Source organism: Novosphingobium sp. (genome assembly GCF_027486195.1).
Lineage (GTDB): Bacteria > Pseudomonadota > Alphaproteobacteria > Sphingomonadales > Sphingomonadaceae > Novosphingobium.
Genome location: NZ_JAIXPP010000013.1, coordinates 1 through 14,959 on the forward strand (window position 1 = coordinate 1; position 14,959 = coordinate 14,959).

At 65.1% G+C, this 14,959-nt stretch carries 22 protein-coding genes and 1 tRNA gene; 1 reads left to right on the forward strand and 22 read right to left on the reverse strand.

All coding sequences use genetic code 11. From position 1 onward, the window contains the following. The first annotated feature begins 43 nt into the window (after positions 1-43). Positions 44-118 (forward strand) — tRNA-Asn (locus Q0071_RS02580). Between the two features lie 77 nt (positions 119-195). On the opposite strand, the gene Q0071_RS02585 is transcribed toward Q0071_RS02580, so the two are convergent. From Q0071_RS02585 to Q0071_RS02690, 22 genes are all read right to left on the reverse strand, one after another. Beyond that, the gene (locus Q0071_RS02585) at positions 196-1,371 is read right to left on the reverse strand and encodes a tyrosine-type recombinase/integrase (protein WP_298164988.1); all 1,176 of its coding nucleotides are present in this window, start codon (positions 1,369-1,371) and stop codon (positions 196-198) included. Next, a complete protein-coding gene (locus Q0071_RS02590; RefSeq protein ID WP_298164991.1) occupies positions 1,371-1,550 on the reverse strand; it encodes a hypothetical protein in 180 nt (59 codons plus the stop codon). The genes Q0071_RS02585 and Q0071_RS02590 overlap by 1 nt, the downstream gene beginning before the upstream one ends. After that, positions 1,547-1,726 (reverse strand): hypothetical protein, encoded by a 180-nt coding sequence (locus Q0071_RS02595; RefSeq protein WP_298164993.1) that lies wholly within the window; start codon positions 1,724-1,726, stop codon positions 1,547-1,549. The genes Q0071_RS02590 and Q0071_RS02595 overlap by 4 nt, the downstream gene beginning before the upstream one ends. Continuing rightward, positions 1,723-1,965 carry a hypothetical protein gene (locus Q0071_RS02600; RefSeq protein WP_298164995.1) on the reverse strand — a complete coding sequence of 81 codons (243 nt, stop codon included), beginning with the start codon at positions 1,963-1,965 and terminating at the stop codon, positions 1,723-1,725. Before Q0071_RS02600 ends, Q0071_RS02595 begins: the two co-directional genes overlap by 4 nt. Beyond that, positions 1,958-2,455: a hypothetical protein gene (locus Q0071_RS02605; RefSeq protein WP_298164997.1), complete on the reverse strand. Its 498-nt coding sequence runs from the start codon at positions 2,453-2,455 to the stop codon at positions 1,958-1,960. The genes Q0071_RS02600 and Q0071_RS02605 overlap by 8 nt, the downstream gene beginning before the upstream one ends. Beyond that, positions 2,452-3,264, reverse strand: coding sequence for a hypothetical protein (locus Q0071_RS02610; protein WP_298164999.1), 813 nt, complete (start codon positions 3,262-3,264; stop codon positions 2,452-2,454). The genes Q0071_RS02605 and Q0071_RS02610 overlap by 4 nt, the downstream gene beginning before the upstream one ends. Beyond that, complete coding sequence (locus tag Q0071_RS02615) at positions 3,261-3,536, reverse strand: hypothetical protein (RefSeq protein WP_298165001.1); 276 nt, start codon at positions 3,534-3,536, stop codon at positions 3,261-3,263. Before Q0071_RS02615 ends, Q0071_RS02610 begins: the two co-directional genes overlap by 4 nt. After that, a complete protein-coding gene (locus Q0071_RS02620; protein ID WP_298165003.1) occupies positions 3,533-5,173 on the reverse strand; it encodes a DUF87 domain-containing protein in 1,641 nt (546 codons plus the stop codon). The genes Q0071_RS02615 and Q0071_RS02620 overlap by 4 nt, the downstream gene beginning before the upstream one ends. Beyond that, positions 5,170-6,201, reverse strand: coding sequence for a DUF5131 family protein (locus Q0071_RS02625; RefSeq protein ID WP_298165005.1), 1,032 nt, complete (start codon positions 6,199-6,201; stop codon positions 5,170-5,172). The genes Q0071_RS02620 and Q0071_RS02625 overlap by 4 nt, the downstream gene beginning before the upstream one ends. A 2-nt stretch (positions 6,202-6,203) precedes the next feature. Then, positions 6,204-6,587, reverse strand: coding sequence for a hypothetical protein (locus Q0071_RS02630; RefSeq protein WP_298165007.1), 384 nt, complete (start codon positions 6,585-6,587; stop codon positions 6,204-6,206). Next, positions 6,584-7,384, reverse strand: a complete 801-nt coding sequence (locus Q0071_RS02635) for a PRTRC system ThiF family protein (RefSeq protein ID WP_298165010.1) — start codon at positions 7,382-7,384, stop codon at positions 6,584-6,586. Before Q0071_RS02635 ends, Q0071_RS02630 begins: the two co-directional genes overlap by 4 nt. Beyond that, the gene (locus Q0071_RS02640; protein ID WP_298165011.1) at positions 7,374-8,030 is read right to left on the reverse strand and encodes a PRTRC system protein A; all 657 of its coding nucleotides are present in this window, start codon (positions 8,028-8,030) and stop codon (positions 7,374-7,376) included. Before Q0071_RS02640 ends, Q0071_RS02635 begins: the two co-directional genes overlap by 11 nt. Continuing rightward, a complete protein-coding gene (locus tag Q0071_RS02645; RefSeq protein WP_298165013.1) occupies positions 8,027-8,788 on the reverse strand; it encodes a PRTRC system protein B in 762 nt (253 codons plus the stop codon). The genes Q0071_RS02640 and Q0071_RS02645 overlap by 4 nt, the downstream gene beginning before the upstream one ends. Then, positions 8,785-9,900, reverse strand: coding sequence for a hypothetical protein (locus Q0071_RS02650; RefSeq protein WP_298165015.1), 1,116 nt, complete (start codon positions 9,898-9,900; stop codon positions 8,785-8,787). Before Q0071_RS02650 ends, Q0071_RS02645 begins: the two co-directional genes overlap by 4 nt. 54 nt (positions 9,901-9,954) lie before the next feature. Next, positions 9,955-10,164 carry a PRTRC system protein C gene (locus tag Q0071_RS02655; protein ID WP_298165017.1) on the reverse strand — a complete coding sequence of 70 codons (210 nt, stop codon included), beginning with the start codon at positions 10,162-10,164 and terminating at the stop codon, positions 9,955-9,957. A gap of 11 nt (positions 10,165-10,175) precedes the next feature. Next, the gene (locus Q0071_RS02660) at positions 10,176-10,583 is read right to left on the reverse strand and encodes a PRTRC system protein E (RefSeq protein WP_298165019.1); all 408 of its coding nucleotides are present in this window, start codon (positions 10,581-10,583) and stop codon (positions 10,176-10,178) included. A 3-nt stretch (positions 10,584-10,586) separates the two neighbouring features. Continuing rightward, positions 10,587-12,044, reverse strand: a complete 1,458-nt coding sequence (locus Q0071_RS02665) for a PRTRC system ParB family protein (protein ID WP_298165021.1) — start codon at positions 12,042-12,044, stop codon at positions 10,587-10,589. Then, complete coding sequence (locus Q0071_RS02670) at positions 12,041-13,405, reverse strand: DUF4942 domain-containing protein (protein WP_298165023.1); 1,365 nt, start codon at positions 13,403-13,405, stop codon at positions 12,041-12,043. Before Q0071_RS02670 ends, Q0071_RS02665 begins: the two co-directional genes overlap by 4 nt. Then, on the reverse strand, positions 13,405-13,770 hold the full coding sequence (locus Q0071_RS02675) for a hypothetical protein (RefSeq protein WP_298165025.1): 366 nt from the start codon (positions 13,768-13,770) through the stop codon (positions 13,405-13,407). The genes Q0071_RS02670 and Q0071_RS02675 overlap by 1 nt, the downstream gene beginning before the upstream one ends. 228 nt (positions 13,771-13,998) lie before the next feature. Further along, positions 13,999-14,469 carry a zinc-finger-containing protein gene (locus Q0071_RS02680; protein ID WP_298165028.1) on the reverse strand — a complete coding sequence of 157 codons (471 nt, stop codon included), beginning with the start codon at positions 14,467-14,469 and terminating at the stop codon, positions 13,999-14,001. Beyond that, a complete protein-coding gene (locus tag Q0071_RS02685) occupies positions 14,466-14,666 on the reverse strand; it encodes a hypothetical protein (protein WP_298165030.1) in 201 nt (66 codons plus the stop codon). Before Q0071_RS02685 ends, Q0071_RS02680 begins: the two co-directional genes overlap by 4 nt. Next, on the reverse strand, positions 14,663-14,959 hold the full coding sequence (locus Q0071_RS02690; protein ID WP_298165032.1) for a phosphopantetheine-binding protein: 297 nt from the start codon (positions 14,957-14,959) through the stop codon (positions 14,663-14,665). Before Q0071_RS02690 ends, Q0071_RS02685 begins: the two co-directional genes overlap by 4 nt.

Here is a 14,959-nt window from a genome sequence, read left to right on the forward strand (position 1 = left end):
CGCCTGCTATTAGCGCGCACCTGCCCCGGGCATCCGGGTCTGGTCCCTGATAGCTCAGCGGTAGAGCTCTCGACTGTTAATCGAGTGGTCGTAGGTTCGAATCCTACTCAGGGAGCCACTACTTTCCATAAAACCCCGCATTTCCGCCGTTTATCGGACCTTTGTGTCTCACCCATCTGAGGTGGTGAGACATATTCAGTCGTTCGCGAGAGCTTGTCGACCGACCAATTCCTGCGCTTGGCGAGCACTCATTTCCCACTTCGCGAGGGTATCCATCGCGCTGCTAGCCAGCTTTTTCTGGTTCGCCGCGCGCGTGTAGATCGCGAGAACCTTGTCGCTTTTCTGTCCGCTCACCGATTTCATGAGCTCGTTTGCCATTTCGAGTTCGGCCATGCGGCGCAGCGTCGCCTTGCGCAGGCCATGCGCCGAGCAATGAGGCAGACCGGCATCGACACACGCTTTCTTGAAGAAATTGCCGAACGACTCCTTGCGGAACGGCTGACCGCGCTTCGTCATCAGGAAACAGAACGGACTGGTGTCCGACGGCTTCATCGCGATGACGGCCTCAAGGAGCTGCGGCGGCATCGGGATCCAGAGCGTTGCCCCGGTCTTCTCCTGTTCGACAGGAAGGCAGCCGTCGACAATCTGAGCCTTGCCCATGCGCACTACGTCGCACCGGCGCTGATCGGTCCACAGGATCAGTTCCATAGCCAGGCGCTCGCGGGTGCCGAGGGCATGGTGATCGCGGAACATCTGGATCTCGTCCTCGGTCCACGAGTGGAAGCCGCCCGTGCGCTCGGCCACCGTCAGCCTGACCTTCTCGGCAAGCGCCGCCGGGTTGTGGTCGATCATCCGCGACTTCACCGCGAAATCGAACAGGCGGACCAGCTCCTTGCGCAGCTTCTGCGCAGCGTGAACCCCGCCCTTCGTCTTGTTCCCCTTGCCCGTCTTTACCCGCTTGCGCGCGACGATCTTGTCGATGGCTTCGAACGTGACTCGAGCGGTCGGCAGGGTGCCGATCCTGAGGCCGGTCTGCGTCACTCCCTCACGAAAGTCCTCGAGGATGGCGCGGATTTTCGACTGCGTGACCTCGCTTGGCCCAAGGCGCTCCGGCACTGACACATACCGCGATACGATGTCATCGATCGATCCGGCAGCGTAACGCGGCGCAACCTCGGGGGCCTCTACCTCGCCGGGATGCAGGAAGGCATGATATTCCTGCCGGAATTCCTCTGTCCCAGGCTCCGCCTTGAAGTACCCGCCCGGTAGATCCTTGTGCCGGAAACGATAGCGCGGCGCACCGTGCTGGCTGTCGAACCGCGTCACGTACTTCGGCAGGAACTTGTTCGAGCGGATGCGTTTGCGGTTCATCAGACCTGATCCCACGGGTTGTCGGATGCCGGCTGCGGCGGTTCCGATTCGCCGATGATGATCTCAATCTTCGCGTTCGCCAAATCCATCACGATCCGCGCGCGCTCGATCCCGGCCGCAGCGACCGCCTTGCAGGCCCGGGTCATGTCGTCCTGGATGATGCGCGCGGGAACCGTCATCCCCAAAGCTCCTCGCGCAGCACCGCCATTTCCGCCTCGGTCACGCTCTGGCAGACCAGAACACCGCGGTTGAACATGATCGCCGCCGCAACTGCCGCGCCGGGCGTCGCCATATCGGCGAAGTGCTCGCCGTCACGCAGGATCTCCTTGCCGCTAGTGGTGAAGCGCTCGCTCATGCTGCCCTCCCACGAGGGCATTCCCAGTCGCAATCCTCTGTGCCCGCCAATGTGCAACCATGGCCGGGAATGAAACCGCACTGGTACGAGAGAAACGCCTCGTCCTCGTCCATTTCTTCGGGTTCGTCAGAGTCCATGTCGTCGGAGAGGCAGGCTGCGCAGAGGCCGCCGTGCTTGTGCCGGATGATGGTGTCGCAGCGCTCGCATTTGCGCTCGGTAATGGCGACGGGGTCAGCCATGGGCGCTCTCCCCGAGTAGGCATCCGCTCGGATAGCCGCTGTTGTGCGACCAGAGATCGCGGTCGAAATCCTTGCAGGCCTCGCCAACGCTGGGAGCCCGCTCGCAGAAATTGCAGATGGGGCGATCTGGCTCGTCCAAAGCTCGGAGCCGCTGAGGCGACACCTTCACGAACAGCCGATCGTTCCTGATGTAGTCGCGCGCTGGCGTTCCTTCGTCGCTAGGCACATCATCCACCGCGACAACAAAGCGTGTGCCGTTCTCGCGCACGACAGTCCCCGGCCACGTCTCGTCAAGCGAGTAATCCGCCTCGGTGGAAACCTCCCATGTGATAGCCACACGCTGGCCGACGTGGAACATGGACTGGCGCTTGTCGCACTTGAACTTGACCGAGGTGATCCCCGAGCCCTTGATCGCAGCGCGCACTTGCTCCCTGCGTTCACATGTCGCCTTGTCGGCAGCGCAATTGATGCAGGTGGAATAGCTGGTCATTTCCCTACCTCGTCGACGTAGCCGTGATGGACGGTGAAGCTGTAGGCAACGACCCACGGGTTATCAGCCCAGCGCGTTCCCGGATCGGTGTGCAGTTCGTCCCAAAGGCTCGAATAGCTGCGCCACGGCTCAGCGTAGGGAATGATGGCATGGGGATGGGCAGCGCCCTTGTGCCGACCCTCGTGGATCGTCTCGTAGTCGCGCCAGCCTTCGACCTCGCCGGTGTCAGGGTGGCGCCCTCGCTCGATCCCCTCAGCGATCGCATCCGCCTCGCTGATGTCCTGCAGCCGCTGGACGCGAACCTCGGTCACATCGAGCCAGAGGCGCGAAGCCCAGCGCGGCATGTGGATCGAAGGGCGACCTTTCGTGAACTGCTTCGGCAGCGCGCGACTGCCGTCCTTTGCAGCCGGTCGGATATGCTCGTCAGCGGCATAGCGCACGCTCCATAGGGTCGGGTCAATGTCGCGGGGCTTCTGATCATTGGTCGCCCAATGGCAGGCCCACGCCTCGCGCACGTAGAGACGGTCGCCGGGGGCATAGCCGATATGCGCCATCCATCCGGTGCGCTCGGCCGGAGCCTGCCATTCGAAAGCGTCGGCCTCCCACAGCCAGCCATCCCCGCCGAGGTGGCGAAAGCGGTCAGCGCCTTGCAGCGCCCGCACCATCGCCTCTCCCTTGAGAGTGAATGCAGGTGCGTGGGGCGTGCCAAATACCCGCGCGCTAGTCAGCAGCCGCCGCGTTTGCGTCTTGGTGCCTGCGAGCAGCGCTCTGACCATCGGCGCGCTGAAGATGATGCCTTTGGTGGTCACCGGCTTGTCTCCCGCTCAGCAATCGCCTTGATCGCATCGGCGATGATCGGACGGATGCGCTCGATAAGGACTTCGGTGACGGTATCGGGCTCTGCCCCTATCCTTGCGGCCAACAAACCTGCGGGGATCGCGAATGCCCGACCAGCGGCCATCATCGCTACCATCGTCTTGCTCATCGGATCGTCGACGAGCGCCATGTTGCGATCGATCGCCGCGCAGACATCATCGCTGCACTTGATCGCAATATCGCGTGTGATTTGGTCGTAGCTCATGCACTTTCTCCCGGCAGCGGATCGGCAAGGTGCAGAACGCCGCCGCGATCAATCGCCACGCCGTTGCGGAGAAGCTGCGCGACCCCGTTGTTGAAGTTGCCGCCGCGCGGGACGACGCCGAGGCTGGCAGCGAGCGCAGCCCGTGTCAGCGGACCTTCCTCCTTCAGCGCAATCATCATTCGTGGTGCAGGATTGCTCAGTACATCCGACCACAGCGCGAACGCCTTATCTCGCCGCAGACCAGTCGTCGCCAGCCATGCGCTGCGCACAGTATCCCCATCCTCGATAATGCGGCCGCTCTCTCGCATGGCCTTCCGCGCAGCGTTGAAGCTGCCGCCCCGCGCCTTGTTGCCGACCATGGCCGCCAGCGAGCCCCAAGGCACGCGCGCCGGGCTGATCTGATCCAGCATGTCGAGCATCTTGCGTGCCGAGGCGTTGAGCGCGGTTGCCGTCTCTCCGGCTGTCACCTCCTGCGGTTGTTTCCGCTGACGCTGAGGTTTCGCCCTCGGGGTCGCCGACATCATCGCCTGATGCCCCTCTGTTTGGCCGGCAGTCTCCTCACCGGCCTTCCGCTGCCCACTTGCAGGGACCTCTTTGGCGAGTGCGACGATCTTCTCCGCCCACTCGCTCATCTGAAAAATCTGGTCCAGCTGGTCGCTGATGACCATCGCACATTCGGCGTTCGCGCGGATCAAGTCGGCAATCTGCCGGTCTTTCTCGACCAGCAACCCGCCCCCCGCCGCACCAGCCTCGTAGGCCAGCTTGGAATCGGCGGCGGAGGCTGGCCGCACCGGAGCGAGCGCCGCCCGAATCACGCCCAGGTCGATCTGCGCCAGCATCTTAGGCTGGGTCGCCAGTTCTCCCGGCGCCGGGGTGCGGCTGCTGTCGAAAGTGGTCAGCGCCGGAGACATGCCAAGAGCGAACATGGCAAGGCGCGGCGAGTAGACGTAGCGCTTGCCCCTTTCCAGAGACGCAAGCGTGGTCTTTACCGCGCGAAACTCGTGCGTGGAGGCATTGTCCCGCAGATAGTCCAGCACCGGCTTCTGATCGACCGGCGCCACGAGCTGGTGCACCACGAGGGTCTGCGCCTGCGTGAGGACTTCCTTGTCGATCGAGGCCGGGCGCTGCGTGATCAGCATCAGCACGAAGCCAGCCAGTCGGCCGCGCTTCGCCATCCAGATGAGCTCTTCACCGGCCTCGTAACCGAAGTCGTCGCGCGGCTTCTGCGCTGCGAACTCATCCGCCTCGTCCACGATCAGGTGGAAGTTGCCATCGGACTTGGCGCGGAGGCGGCGCAACAGGTCGCGAACAAAGCGGCGCTGCTCGGAACCGGTACGGAGGCCGGAGACATCAACCACGGCGGACACCCCGTCCGCAATGATCGCGCCGATGGCCTCACCTTGGTCGACCGCGATCGGCACGTCGCCGTGCGCGCCGCCGAAGATAGGGATGTCGAAGCCCGGGCCATCACCGGCGGCGTTGCTGCGCAGGCCCCACCATGCGCCAGTCGGGTCAATGATGCAGACGTGGCGGCGATCAGTGAGAAGCGCCTCGGCGTAGCCCTTGGCGGTGACGGTCTTGCCCGAACCGGACGCGCCGACGATGGCCATGTGCATGGTGATGGCATCGGTACTCATGATAGCGCCTCAGGGAAGCCGTTGTGTTCGACGCCATCGAGCAGCCGGCCGGCGGCTTTCTTGCCGACCTTCAGCATCATGTTGAGCTTGTCGCCGTGAAATCCCTGCCCTCCTGCGAGGTTCAGCCAGCGCTTACGATCCCAGTCACCCGGTTTCGGTACCTTGTTCCATTCGGGATCATCGCGGTCGCGATCATAGACTGACACCCACTCGCCGTTCTGCTTGTGGAAGTAGGCCACCCCGAAAGCCTCGCACCAGTCGCGGGTATCGCGGAACCACTGCGGATGAGCTGGCCGCGCCTTCGGCCCGCTTTCGCCGCCGCCAATGATCTGGTCGACAAAGCTCCAGCCCGACCAATCGACCGGCCCGAGCGCGGGCTCGTAGCTTACGAAATGCACAGCCGCAGGGGTGTTGCGGAAGTCATACATGCGCTCGTCCGCACGCTGCTGATCCTCGACACTGACACCAAGCCAGATGCCGGGTGGCGGGTTCTCGGGGCCGTAGTCGTCCAGTTTGGCGCGGGCGTCGTCGCTGCGCCGGTCGAGCGGATCGACGCGCTCCATGACGTGCACCCAGGCCGCCGCGTTCGCGATGTCCCAGAACTCAGAATTGTTGAGCCACGCCCGCATGACGTCTGCACGCTTGGTCAGCACCTGCAGGGTATGGCCGCGCAAGTGGTGAGCCGCGATCATAACGCCGAACAGCTGGGCGACGTCCTCCATCTGCAAGGCGGCATGGAAGAAGTCGCTCGTGCTACTGGCGAAGATCTTCGCGGGCTTGCGCCAACGCAGTGGAAGGTAAATGCGGTCCCATTGAACAGCCACTTCGCCGGTCCAACGTCCACCCTTTGCGATGCGCTCAGCGAAGCCATGGCCCCACTGCCCGGGATCGGAAAAGCGAGCGGCCATCGCCTCGGCGTAGCAGCCGCCGTGATCACCGGGCCCACCGCATCCCGGGGAGATGCGCGTGCAGCCGCGGATCGGGTTCCAATCGGACCGGTCGGTCCATTCGATCTTGCTGGTTGCCATGATCAGTCCACCTCCCCCGGAAGAGTTTCCTCGTTCCGGCTCTCCGCGAACCAGATCATCTCCTCGTCGTTGAAGGCGTCGTCAAAGTACCGGCATTCGATGATGGTGATCGCTTTGCCCGGATACTCCTTGCGCGCCCACGCGATCGCATCAGCGCGAGTCAGACACTCGTTTTCGTAGCTCTCGGCCTCCGCCTCCTTTGCCCACCAGCGCCATGGGCTGAATGCCGCCTCGCCGCGCGCGGCGCGCCAGCGGGCAAGGATCGGTTCGTGAGCCTCGGGGAGCCATTCATCACTGGCCCAAAGCGCCTCGAGCAGCTTCTCGATGTCGGCCGTGGCCTGCGAAGAGGCGTAGGGCTCGAGAGCGGTGGTAAGTGCTTCGGTCATGCTGCTTGCGCCTCCTGCGCGGCTGGGATCATGGGGAGCGGGATCGGCATGGCCTGACCGCTGGCGAGGTTGATGAAGGCCCCGGCGTGGCCGATGGAGCCGCGGCCGAGCAGCTCGAACAGCAGGGCCAAGGCGTGGCTGGCGACGACGCGGTTGACGAAGAGGCTCTGCCGTTCGAGCGCTTCGGCGACGGAGCAGCTGGGCGCGTCGTCCTCGGCGATGCTTTCGTCCGCTAGCTCGGGGAAGTATTCGAGCACGGTGGGCAGGCGCGGCGGCGCGTCCTTGCCGATCGCCTGCGCAGACGGCTGCCCGATCAGGAACTGGCCATCTGATGCGCGGTTGCCGAGGTCGAGCCAGTAGGCCGGAACCGGCTGATAGCGATCAGCGGCCAGCTTCTCAGCAAAGGCAGCCCCGATGGCGCGGCGCGCGCTAGCGGTATCGACACAGGTGATGACCATGTCGAAGCCGCCGACGCTCACCGCCGCCGGCGCCCTCCCATGCACCGCGCGCCAGTTCAGCCCATGGGCGATGTTGATGCGCTCGACGAGGGTGCGGGCTTTCGAATTGCCGAGGTCGCACCGGTAGAACGGCTGGCGGCCGAGGTTTGCCTCGGACACCACATCGTCGTCGACCACGGTGACATCGAGCGAGCGCGACGAGATCTCGCGCAGCGCCGTATCGAGCGAAGCCAAGCCCATCAGCATTTGGGCGCCGTTGCCGCCGCAGCCGACGAGGAGCACCTTGAGCGCGCGGTCCTGCAGCTTCGCAGGGAGGTAGTGGCGGTTGTCAGGCTGCATCGGTTGCCTCCTCGAACGGCAGCCCGGGCAGTTCCAGGAACATGCCCCCGGCGCAGAGCCGCGCGGCAAAGGTTGGGCCATCGTCCCGGGCAAGCGAGCCCGCGACGATCGCGATCTTGGTGCTGTGGGCATCGTCCGCGTTATCGGTCGAACTGAAGAACGCCGCCGTCGCGCCGTGGCTGTGCAGATCGCAGACTAGATGCCAGCCCTGCGCCAGCACCGGCGGCCGGTAGACAAGCCGCGAGGGCGTGGCAGCATCGATGTCCGGATATTCAAGGCGGAACGTCCTCGCTTGCTCGTGCCAGAGGATGAACGCTGCCGCCTCGTTCGGCAGAGCCGCCGCGAAGTGCTCCAGCACTTGCGTGAACAGGACGCCGGGGATGGGCCCGCACCGGAAGTGCAGAGCATCCGGGCCCACCCCGCCGTAGGGCGCATGGCACTCCGGCCCCTCGGTCACGCGGTAATCGAGTTCCAGCCATGGACGGCGCAGGATCAGCATCATGCCATCGTCGCCGACGATAAAGCCATGCCCGGTGCGCGCGGTGCGCAGGGCATCGATGGCGGGTGAGCCGCCCGTCGGCGGCACCGGGTAGCAGGGGACCGCATCAAGCACGGCGGCGGCGGTCGGATCGGAGGCGACGATCATCGTGCGCTCCCCGCGATGAGCTTGCCCACTGTCAGCGGCTGCCTGTGCACGGTGAAGGGCTTGAGCCGCCGCACAGGAAAGGTCTTTGCCTTGCTGGCGGCGAGAGCGTCCCACAGGCGGACGAGACCGCCCTTCCCCGTGATCGCCTGATCCTGCCCGTGGTTGGCGTGCGTCGACCAGGAGTCGAATACGGCCGCCTCGTATTGCGGTATCGATGCCACCGCGAGCGCCTTCGGCTTGGCGATGTTGCCCCAGCACAGCGACCCGCTGATGAAGACGTTCAGCACCGGCGAGTGATAAGCCACAGTCTCGGCGGTCGGCCGCTTGTTCACCGCGAGGGCGTAGACGCCGAGGCGCCCGCGCGTGGCAATGAGCAAGTGCGCAGGATAGGGCACTGCGACAGTCGTCCGCTGGCGCAGCGCCTTAAGATCGTCGGCTGGCTTGCTGATCGCGAAGTGCGCCGCGCGGATGCGTTCGGGGATCCACCACACCAGCATGTCAGGGTGCGCGACCAGCACGTTTTCGGGCAGGATTTCCGGCGGGGCGGCGCGGCCGAGAAGCTTGGTCCATTGGCGCAGGTGCGCGCGGGTCAGCGGCTCGCCAGCGGCAATTGCCGGGCGGCCGTCCTGATCCTCGATGCTGTGCACGCTGGCGAACGCGTCGGCCGCGCCGTGGCCACCGGGTGTGCGATACAGCAGAATGGCGCTGTCCAGCATCAGACCACCGCCTGTTGCCTGAAACTCGGTCGAGACGGTCATGCGCGCCTCCGTTCGGCGAAAGGTTCGAATGCGATCAGGTCCTGCGCGGCTGTCAGCAGCTCGGCGCCGAGGCGCAACGTCGCAAACCAGCGATCGATCGCGGCGACATCGGTAATCGGGCAAAGGCCTGCCGCGCTCTGAAAGATGGTTTCCATCCCCATGCGCCCTACTTCGTCGACCTCAGCGGCGAAGAAATCGACCGGCACAAGTGTCATCGGCGGCAGGTACGCAGCGTCCTCGTACTCCGGCGCGTATTCGATCAGATGCTCGTGGTCGAAGTACCAGGCATTGCCCTCGCTGATCGCTGTCAGCGCGATGTGGGCTTTGTGAAGACGGCGCAGGATCGCGGCGAGCGCAAGCGGCAGGTCCTTTAACGGCGCTGCATTCTCCGCCAGCATGAAGTCAGGCTTTTTGGCGTGGACCTGAGACGGCAGGATGATGTCATCCGGATCGTGCCCGAGCATTTCTGCCGCTTCGGCAGCGCTGCCATCATCGGTCGCGCCATCCCAGTACATCCCCGCCAGTTCATCGAACATCTCGTCGTAGGTAAACAGGGGCAGCGCGGCGGCGAGCGTGTCGACCAGCGCCTTGTAGGCCCGCGCGCGCCAGCCCAACGGGGCGACGCTGCCCTTGAGCGTGTTCGCCAGCACATTCGTCTGTTCGATCCAGCCAAGCTCAACCTGACCGATACTGTCGCAGATGATCGCAAGCGCGGGCGCGGACGGATTCTCGTCATGACCGGCAAGGACCGCGACGCGGAAGTCCGCGATATTGATGCCGCCCATCACCTCCATCACCGCAGCGTCGAACGCCGCTTCGATCTGCTTGCGCGCTTCCATCCGGGTCATCACCCGGTCGCTCGGCTGGTGCGCGGCAAGCCAACGACCAAGCAGCTTATGGTGCGGTGCCAGCGGCTCATCGAATGCTGCCGGAACGGCCGGCGACAGCGCAACCGCCCTGCCCGCCAGATCAGCCGAGGGGCGCGAGAGCGAGGCCTGCCGGCGGCGTGAGCGGTTCGCGCGAACCGGTGACAGGCCCGACGGCGATGGCCGCGTGAAGGACGCGCTGCGCGTCGCTGCAGGTGGGGCGAATGTCGCTGGGTGTGTCGCCATCATCGGTTTCAATCCATTCGAGGAGGGTTTTGCGGGGCGGCGGCGGAACGATGCTCATCGGCCCTTGGTGCCGACCGCGCGCCTGTACTCGGTCACCAGCGCGCCGTTCGACACGCCGAGGTCGACCGCCTCCGCGTTCAGGATCGCGGGGTAGAGCGTGGCGTGGTAGGCGCGCAGGGCCGAGGGATCGCCGGCGAGGTGCGGCGGGACCGGCAGATCGATGCCATCATAGCGATAGACGCGGGTGAGCGTGGTGACTTCCATGGAAGGGCCTTTCAGAACAGGGCGACGGGTTCGCCGGGGGCGGCAGGCGCAACGACCGGCGCGGGTGCAGGCGCTGCCTTCGGCTCGGGGGCCTTTGGCGCGGGCTTGGCCTTGCTGCTGGCAGCCGACTTCGCCGCTTCGGTCGCGGCGCGATGTTCGGCCAGCTGATCGCCAAGGGCCTTGCGCGCGGCGAAGATCTGGCCGAGCGCGCCAGCTTCGCCCAGAGCGAGCTCTGCATCGATCTCGGCTGCGGTGGCGGTGATCGCGATCGGGCGTACCTCTGCCGCCTCGGGGCTAGCCTTGGCGCCTTCGGCCTTGCGCGGGATGATGGTGAGCGTGACAGTATCGCCCGCGCCGGCGACGAGATCGATGCAGAGCGAATAGCGGGCGAGCAGCGGCAATAGGCTGGTGATCAGCATCGGTCAGGCCTCTTCGGTTTCGGGGGTGGCGGAGTTCTTTGCACTTTCTGCAAATTGCTCGGCGGGCGGCTCTTCGGCGGAGAGCGACAGGCCGACCTTGCCATCGAGCGTCATCGCGCTTGGCAGGCGCCCGGCCCAGTCGAAGCCGGTGGCGTTCAGCATCGAACTGGCGACCGATTGCGTTGTCTGGCCGAAGATCTGCGCGAACTTGCGCGCACCCATGTGAGCGATCAGGCCGCATTCCTCGGCGACGAACTTCAGCTCATCCTTGTTCAGCTGATCGAGGAACTTGGCATCGACGCGCCATGTCGTGCGCAGGTCGACCTCAAAGTCGGCTGCGAGATTGCGAACTTCGTCAGGTGACACGGATACGCCGGTCCTGACACACTTCGCGGCTAGATCCACAATGCGCAGCGCGTTGGCGCTTTCGCTGATCGCTGCGGCAACAGCATCCCGCCAAGCCTGATCCCGGGTCGCGACCATTTTCACCCTGAGGCCAGCCACGGTGACCTTGGGCTTGGCGGACGTCGTCGGTGCGGAAGGCTTGGCAGGTGCGCTCGCCTGCTCCGGCTGTGGAGCAGGCGAGCTATCCGGGGTACTCGGATAAGGCTCACCCGACACAGCCGTCGGGGTTGCCTCATCACTCGCCGCTCCGGAATTAGGTTCAACAATAGGCGCAGCCGCAGCCAGCGCAGCCTCGACCTTCAGGGCAAAGCATCCGGAGTTGGTGCAGTGGCCGTCCTCGACATGCGTTTCGAACAGCGCGCGCTGGCGAGCGGAGTTGTAGCTGCAGCCGACGCATTCGGCCTTGTCGAAGGTCGCCGCAGCAAGGTTCTGGGTGACGCGCATCAGCAGCTCGCGCGTCTTCGCGACATCGATGCCGGAAGTGAGGATCGTCTCCAGCGCCTTGTCCTGCTTGTCGGCCGGGACGGCGGCGAGCAGCTCGGCATGGCCGACCTTGATCCGGCGCTCGTCCAGCGCGACCTTCACCGCATTGGAAAGGCCGGCCAATGCGAGGCGGCGATCGAGTTTGAAGGTCGACCAGCCCAGACGCCTTGCCGCCTCAGCGCGATCGTTCCCGCATGCCGCCAGCACGCGCGTCGCGGCATCGGCCTGTTCGGTTTCCGAGGCATCTTCGCGGACATCGTTCTCGTCGATCGCCGCCTCGAGCGCTTCCTGATCGGTCATGGTGCGGATGATGGCGGGGATCAGGCCATCGGTGCCGAACGCTTCCGTTGCCGCGCGGAAGCGCCGGCCGCCGGCGACGAGCTCAAACACCTCGCCACCAAACGCATCGTCATATCCGATCTGGCGCACCAAGATCGGCTGCAGCACGCCGTTGCGCCGGATCGATGCCACCAGCTCGGCATGCTTGTCGGGATTGAAGTAGCGGCGCGGGTTGCTGCCCGCCTTGATGGCTGACAGCAGAATCTTCCGCTGCAGTTCGATAGTGTCGGTCATGCTGGCTTCCTGATCTTGAGCATGGTGGTCGGGACGTTGGTGCCGGCCTCGGCAAAGCTGGCGACCGGCAGGTCTTCCCAGTCGCCCTCAAGCTCGCCGTGATCGTAGCGGGCGCTGGCGGGGAGGATGGCGACCAGCACACCGCCCGGCTGGACGAAACGCAGCGCATGACGGACGTGCTTGGCGTAGTGCCGGCCATAGAACGGCGGGTTCATCACCACGGCCTCGAAGGGCATCGGCTCGCAATCGAGGAAGTTGGCGCTGAGCACGGAATGCCCCTTGGCCTTCGCCTCGGCCGCGCGGCCTGGATGGTACTCGATCCCGTATCCGGCGTGACCATAGGTGCGCAGCATGTCGAGGATGCGACCGTCACCGCAGCTCGGCTCCAGCACCTTCATCGGTTCAGGGCGGCTGGTGCGGTAACGATCCCACTGGCGCAGATCGGGAATGCCGGCGAACGCCAGCGCGCGCTCGGCCACCTCCGGCGACGTCCAATAGAACTGCAGGTCCTTCGACACCGCGGTGCTGGCGCTGGGCTTCACGCCTTCGGGCTCGGCATCCGGCAGCACTTCGCCATAGAACTCGGCCAGGGCGCGGTTGACGGCGTGCAGGGCGTCCTTGTCGAAATAGACGTGGGCGTTGCCGTTGCCGAACTTGCGGATAGTGAGCCCACGGTTCGGGGCGTAGTACTTTTCCTCGCCCAGCCCCGACCTGTACCGCGACAGGGTGCGGCCGTTCATCACGGCATCGCTGCCAAGCTTGTGCTGATCGTCGATGTCGAGCATCTCGCACCACTCGACGCTCGGCTGGCGGCGGAACGCGGCAAGAGCGTTCGCCATGTCCTGAAACCGGTCGCGGCCATAGGTGCTGGAGAAGCCGCCCCAGTTGTTCAGGACGACGCGCTTCGGCAAGCCCTTCACGCCGATACGGACCCGGCTGTGCGACTTGTAGGCCGGATCGAGCGCGGTGAACGCCTCAGCCAGACCGCGCAGGATGTGAAAGCGCGGGCGGATCAGGTAGTCGCCGAACGTGGCCTTGGCGGTTTCGATGCTGAGCGGGGGCGGATTGGCGAGCGCCTGGTCGAACAGCTTCTTGTCCTTGGCGCTGGCGATGCTGGCGATCTGCAGGCGATCGTAGACCGCGCGCCAGCCCGACTTGAGCAGGTTCTTCCGCAGCGTATCGATGTGGAGATAAGGCCGCTGGGCCACGCGTTCGACGTAAGCGCCCTGCACCGTGGTCGCGTGGTCAAGCCGCGTGAAGGCATCCTCCAGCGCCTTGATCTCAGCGGCCATGGCGCTTTCCTTCGCCTCGTACTCGGCGACGATGTCAGCAACGGTCAGGGGGAGCGCGATCGCGTTCATCAGAACGGCATCTCGACATAGACCCGCGCCGTCACTTCCTTGCACTCGGCGATGAACTGCTTGTGGATTTCGCGGACCTTGGTCAGCGCTAGGTCGCGGTCCTCGTTGGTATTGCTGCGCAAGCCATCGATGATCACCTCAAGCTCATACTCGGTGATCACGCAGGCGAACGTGCGCTCATTGGCGCCAAGCAATCTACTCACGCCCAGCGGCAGACGATTGAGCCATTCACGAACGCGAAGCAGGCTCGCCCCGAGATTGTCGGTCGGGTCACTCGCATCGGCAGGCTGCGCGGCACGGAAGCCCTTGAGCCACCAGATCGCGTCGGCAATCAGGTTGTCGGCGGTGGTGTGGTTGATGCTCATAGCGGGTCAAACTCCTTGATATCGAACGGGTGAGGCACAGGGCGGCGGATGCTCCAATTTGTCGGAGGACGTCCGCTGCGAGCGGGCCAAGGGCCGGCGCCCGCCTTGCGGCTGTCCCACCCGTTGAAGAGCCGGACGTGGATGGCGCGGAAGCCGATGCAGTGCCCGTCGGCGTCGTAGATCTCGCACTCGGGCGGCAGGTGGCCGGGATTTGGGAGCCAAGGCACATCAGGCGGCCTCCCGCGCCCGGCAAATCTCGACGACGCGCCAAGCCTGTTCGGCGGACATCATGCCGATGTGGCAGTCCTTCCGGGTGAGGCCCATCTGCTTGGCCAGCCACTTGTAGCCGCGGCCGCGCGCGACGCTCTGCTTGAGGCCGGAGAGCTCCATCCGCTTGCGCCACATAGGATCGAACGCGGCGTGCGCCGCTTCGCGAGCCCGGCGTGTTTCGGGACCGCAGGGTGTGCCAAGCGGGTTGATAGTGCCCGTGTGGGTGCCAACGTAGGCACCGCAGTTCTCGCATCGCCACCACCAGCGGTCGACGCCATCCTTCTGCCAGAGGTCGGGCCGATGCGGATAGACCACCGAACCGCCGACCAGTTCGACGACACTCGCACCCTGCCCGGTGCACTCGCCGCAGGCCGGTGCGACCTTGCGCAGCGCGTCGGGTGTGAAGTCGCGAGGGTCAACCTGGATCATCGCGCCTGCTCCGCCCGAAGCTTCGCAACTTCGTGACGCATGGCCCAACTCTGGTCCCGTTCACCTCGCGCAAACGCATCGGCCTCGTCGGCGCTGCCCCGCGCCAGCAACCTCGCAGCGCAATTGGCGCGGGCAGCCGCCATCAAATCGGCGGGCGCTTCGAGCACCGGGGTCGGCTTGATGGCGCCGGCGGTCATGCCTCGACCTTCCCCAGCTTGCTGTCGACTAGCTGCACCAGCTCGGACAGCGCGTGCGGCGCTGTGACACCGTCATCGGTGACGAAGGGATTGGCTTCGTCATCACTGATCGCGATTCCGAATTCCTCCTCGATCCCCATGACCAGCTCGACCAGATCAAGGCTGTCGAGCTTGAGATCAGCGATCAGATTGACCTTCGTCGGCTCCGGGAAGTCGCGAAGGTCGATCCCGAAGAATTCCTTGATCATCGCGGCGAGACGGTCAGCCGTGCTGCTAGGTGCGGTCGTCACCAT

Bases quoted from the DNA above. Each gene is read 5' to 3' on its own strand.
- Q0071_RS02585 (WP_298164988.1), bottom strand. From the start codon at position 1,371: ATGAACCGCAAACGCATCCGCTCGAACAAGTTCCTGCCGAAGTACGTG.
- Q0071_RS02590 (WP_298164991.1), bottom strand. From the start codon at position 1,550: ATGACGGTTCCCGCGCGCATCATCCAGGACGACATGACCCGGGCCTGC.
- Q0071_RS02595 (WP_298164993.1), bottom strand. From the start codon at position 1,726: ATGAGCGAGCGCTTCACCACTAGCGGCAAGGAGATCCTGCGTGACGGC.
- Q0071_RS02600 (WP_298164995.1), bottom strand. From the start codon at position 1,965: ATGGCTGACCCCGTCGCCATTACCGAGCGCAAATGCGAGCGCTGCGAC.
- Q0071_RS02605 (WP_298164997.1), bottom strand. From the start codon at position 2,455: ATGACCAGCTATTCCACCTGCATCAATTGCGCTGCCGACAAGGCGACA.
- Q0071_RS02615 (WP_298165001.1), bottom strand. From the start codon at position 3,536: ATGAGCTACGACCAAATCACACGCGATATTGCGATCAAGTGCAGCGAT.
- Q0071_RS02620 (WP_298165003.1), bottom strand. From the start codon at position 5,173: ATGAGTACCGATGCCATCACCATGCACATGGCCATCGTCGGCGCGTCC.
- Q0071_RS02625 (WP_298165005.1), bottom strand. From the start codon at position 6,201: ATGGCAACCAGCAAGATCGAATGGACCGACCGGTCCGATTGGAACCCG.
- Q0071_RS02630 (WP_298165007.1), bottom strand. From the start codon at position 6,587: ATGACCGAAGCACTTACCACCGCTCTCGAGCCCTACGCCTCTTCGCAG.
- Q0071_RS02635 (WP_298165010.1), bottom strand. From the start codon at position 7,384: ATGCAGCCTGACAACCGCCACTACCTCCCTGCGAAGCTGCAGGACCGC.
- Q0071_RS02640 (WP_298165011.1), bottom strand. From the start codon at position 8,030: ATGATCGTCGCCTCCGATCCGACCGCCGCCGCCGTGCTTGATGCGGTC.
- Q0071_RS02645 (WP_298165013.1), bottom strand. From the start codon at position 8,788: ATGACCGTCTCGACCGAGTTTCAGGCAACAGGCGGTGGTCTGATGCTG.
- Q0071_RS02650 (WP_298165015.1), bottom strand. From the start codon at position 9,900: ATGGCGACACACCCAGCGACATTCGCCCCACCTGCAGCGACGCGCAGC.
- Q0071_RS02655 (WP_298165017.1), bottom strand. From the start codon at position 10,164: ATGGAAGTCACCACGCTCACCCGCGTCTATCGCTATGATGGCATCGAT.
- Q0071_RS02660 (WP_298165019.1), bottom strand. From the start codon at position 10,583: ATGCTGATCACCAGCCTATTGCCGCTGCTCGCCCGCTATTCGCTCTGC.
- Q0071_RS02665 (WP_298165021.1), bottom strand. From the start codon at position 12,044: ATGACCGACACTATCGAACTGCAGCGGAAGATTCTGCTGTCAGCCATC.
- Q0071_RS02670 (WP_298165023.1), bottom strand. From the start codon at position 13,405: ATGAACGCGATCGCGCTCCCCCTGACCGTTGCTGACATCGTCGCCGAG.
- Q0071_RS02675 (WP_298165025.1), bottom strand. From the start codon at position 13,770: ATGAGCATCAACCACACCACCGCCGACAACCTGATTGCCGACGCGATC.
- Q0071_RS02680 (WP_298165028.1), bottom strand. From the start codon at position 14,469: ATGATCCAGGTTGACCCTCGCGACTTCACACCCGACGCGCTGCGCAAG.
- Q0071_RS02685 (WP_298165030.1), bottom strand. From the start codon at position 14,666: ATGACCGCCGGCGCCATCAAGCCGACCCCGGTGCTCGAAGCGCCCGCC.
- Q0071_RS02690 (WP_298165032.1), bottom strand. From the start codon at position 14,959: ATGGTGACGACCGCACCTAGCAGCACGGCTGACCGTCTCGCCGCGATG.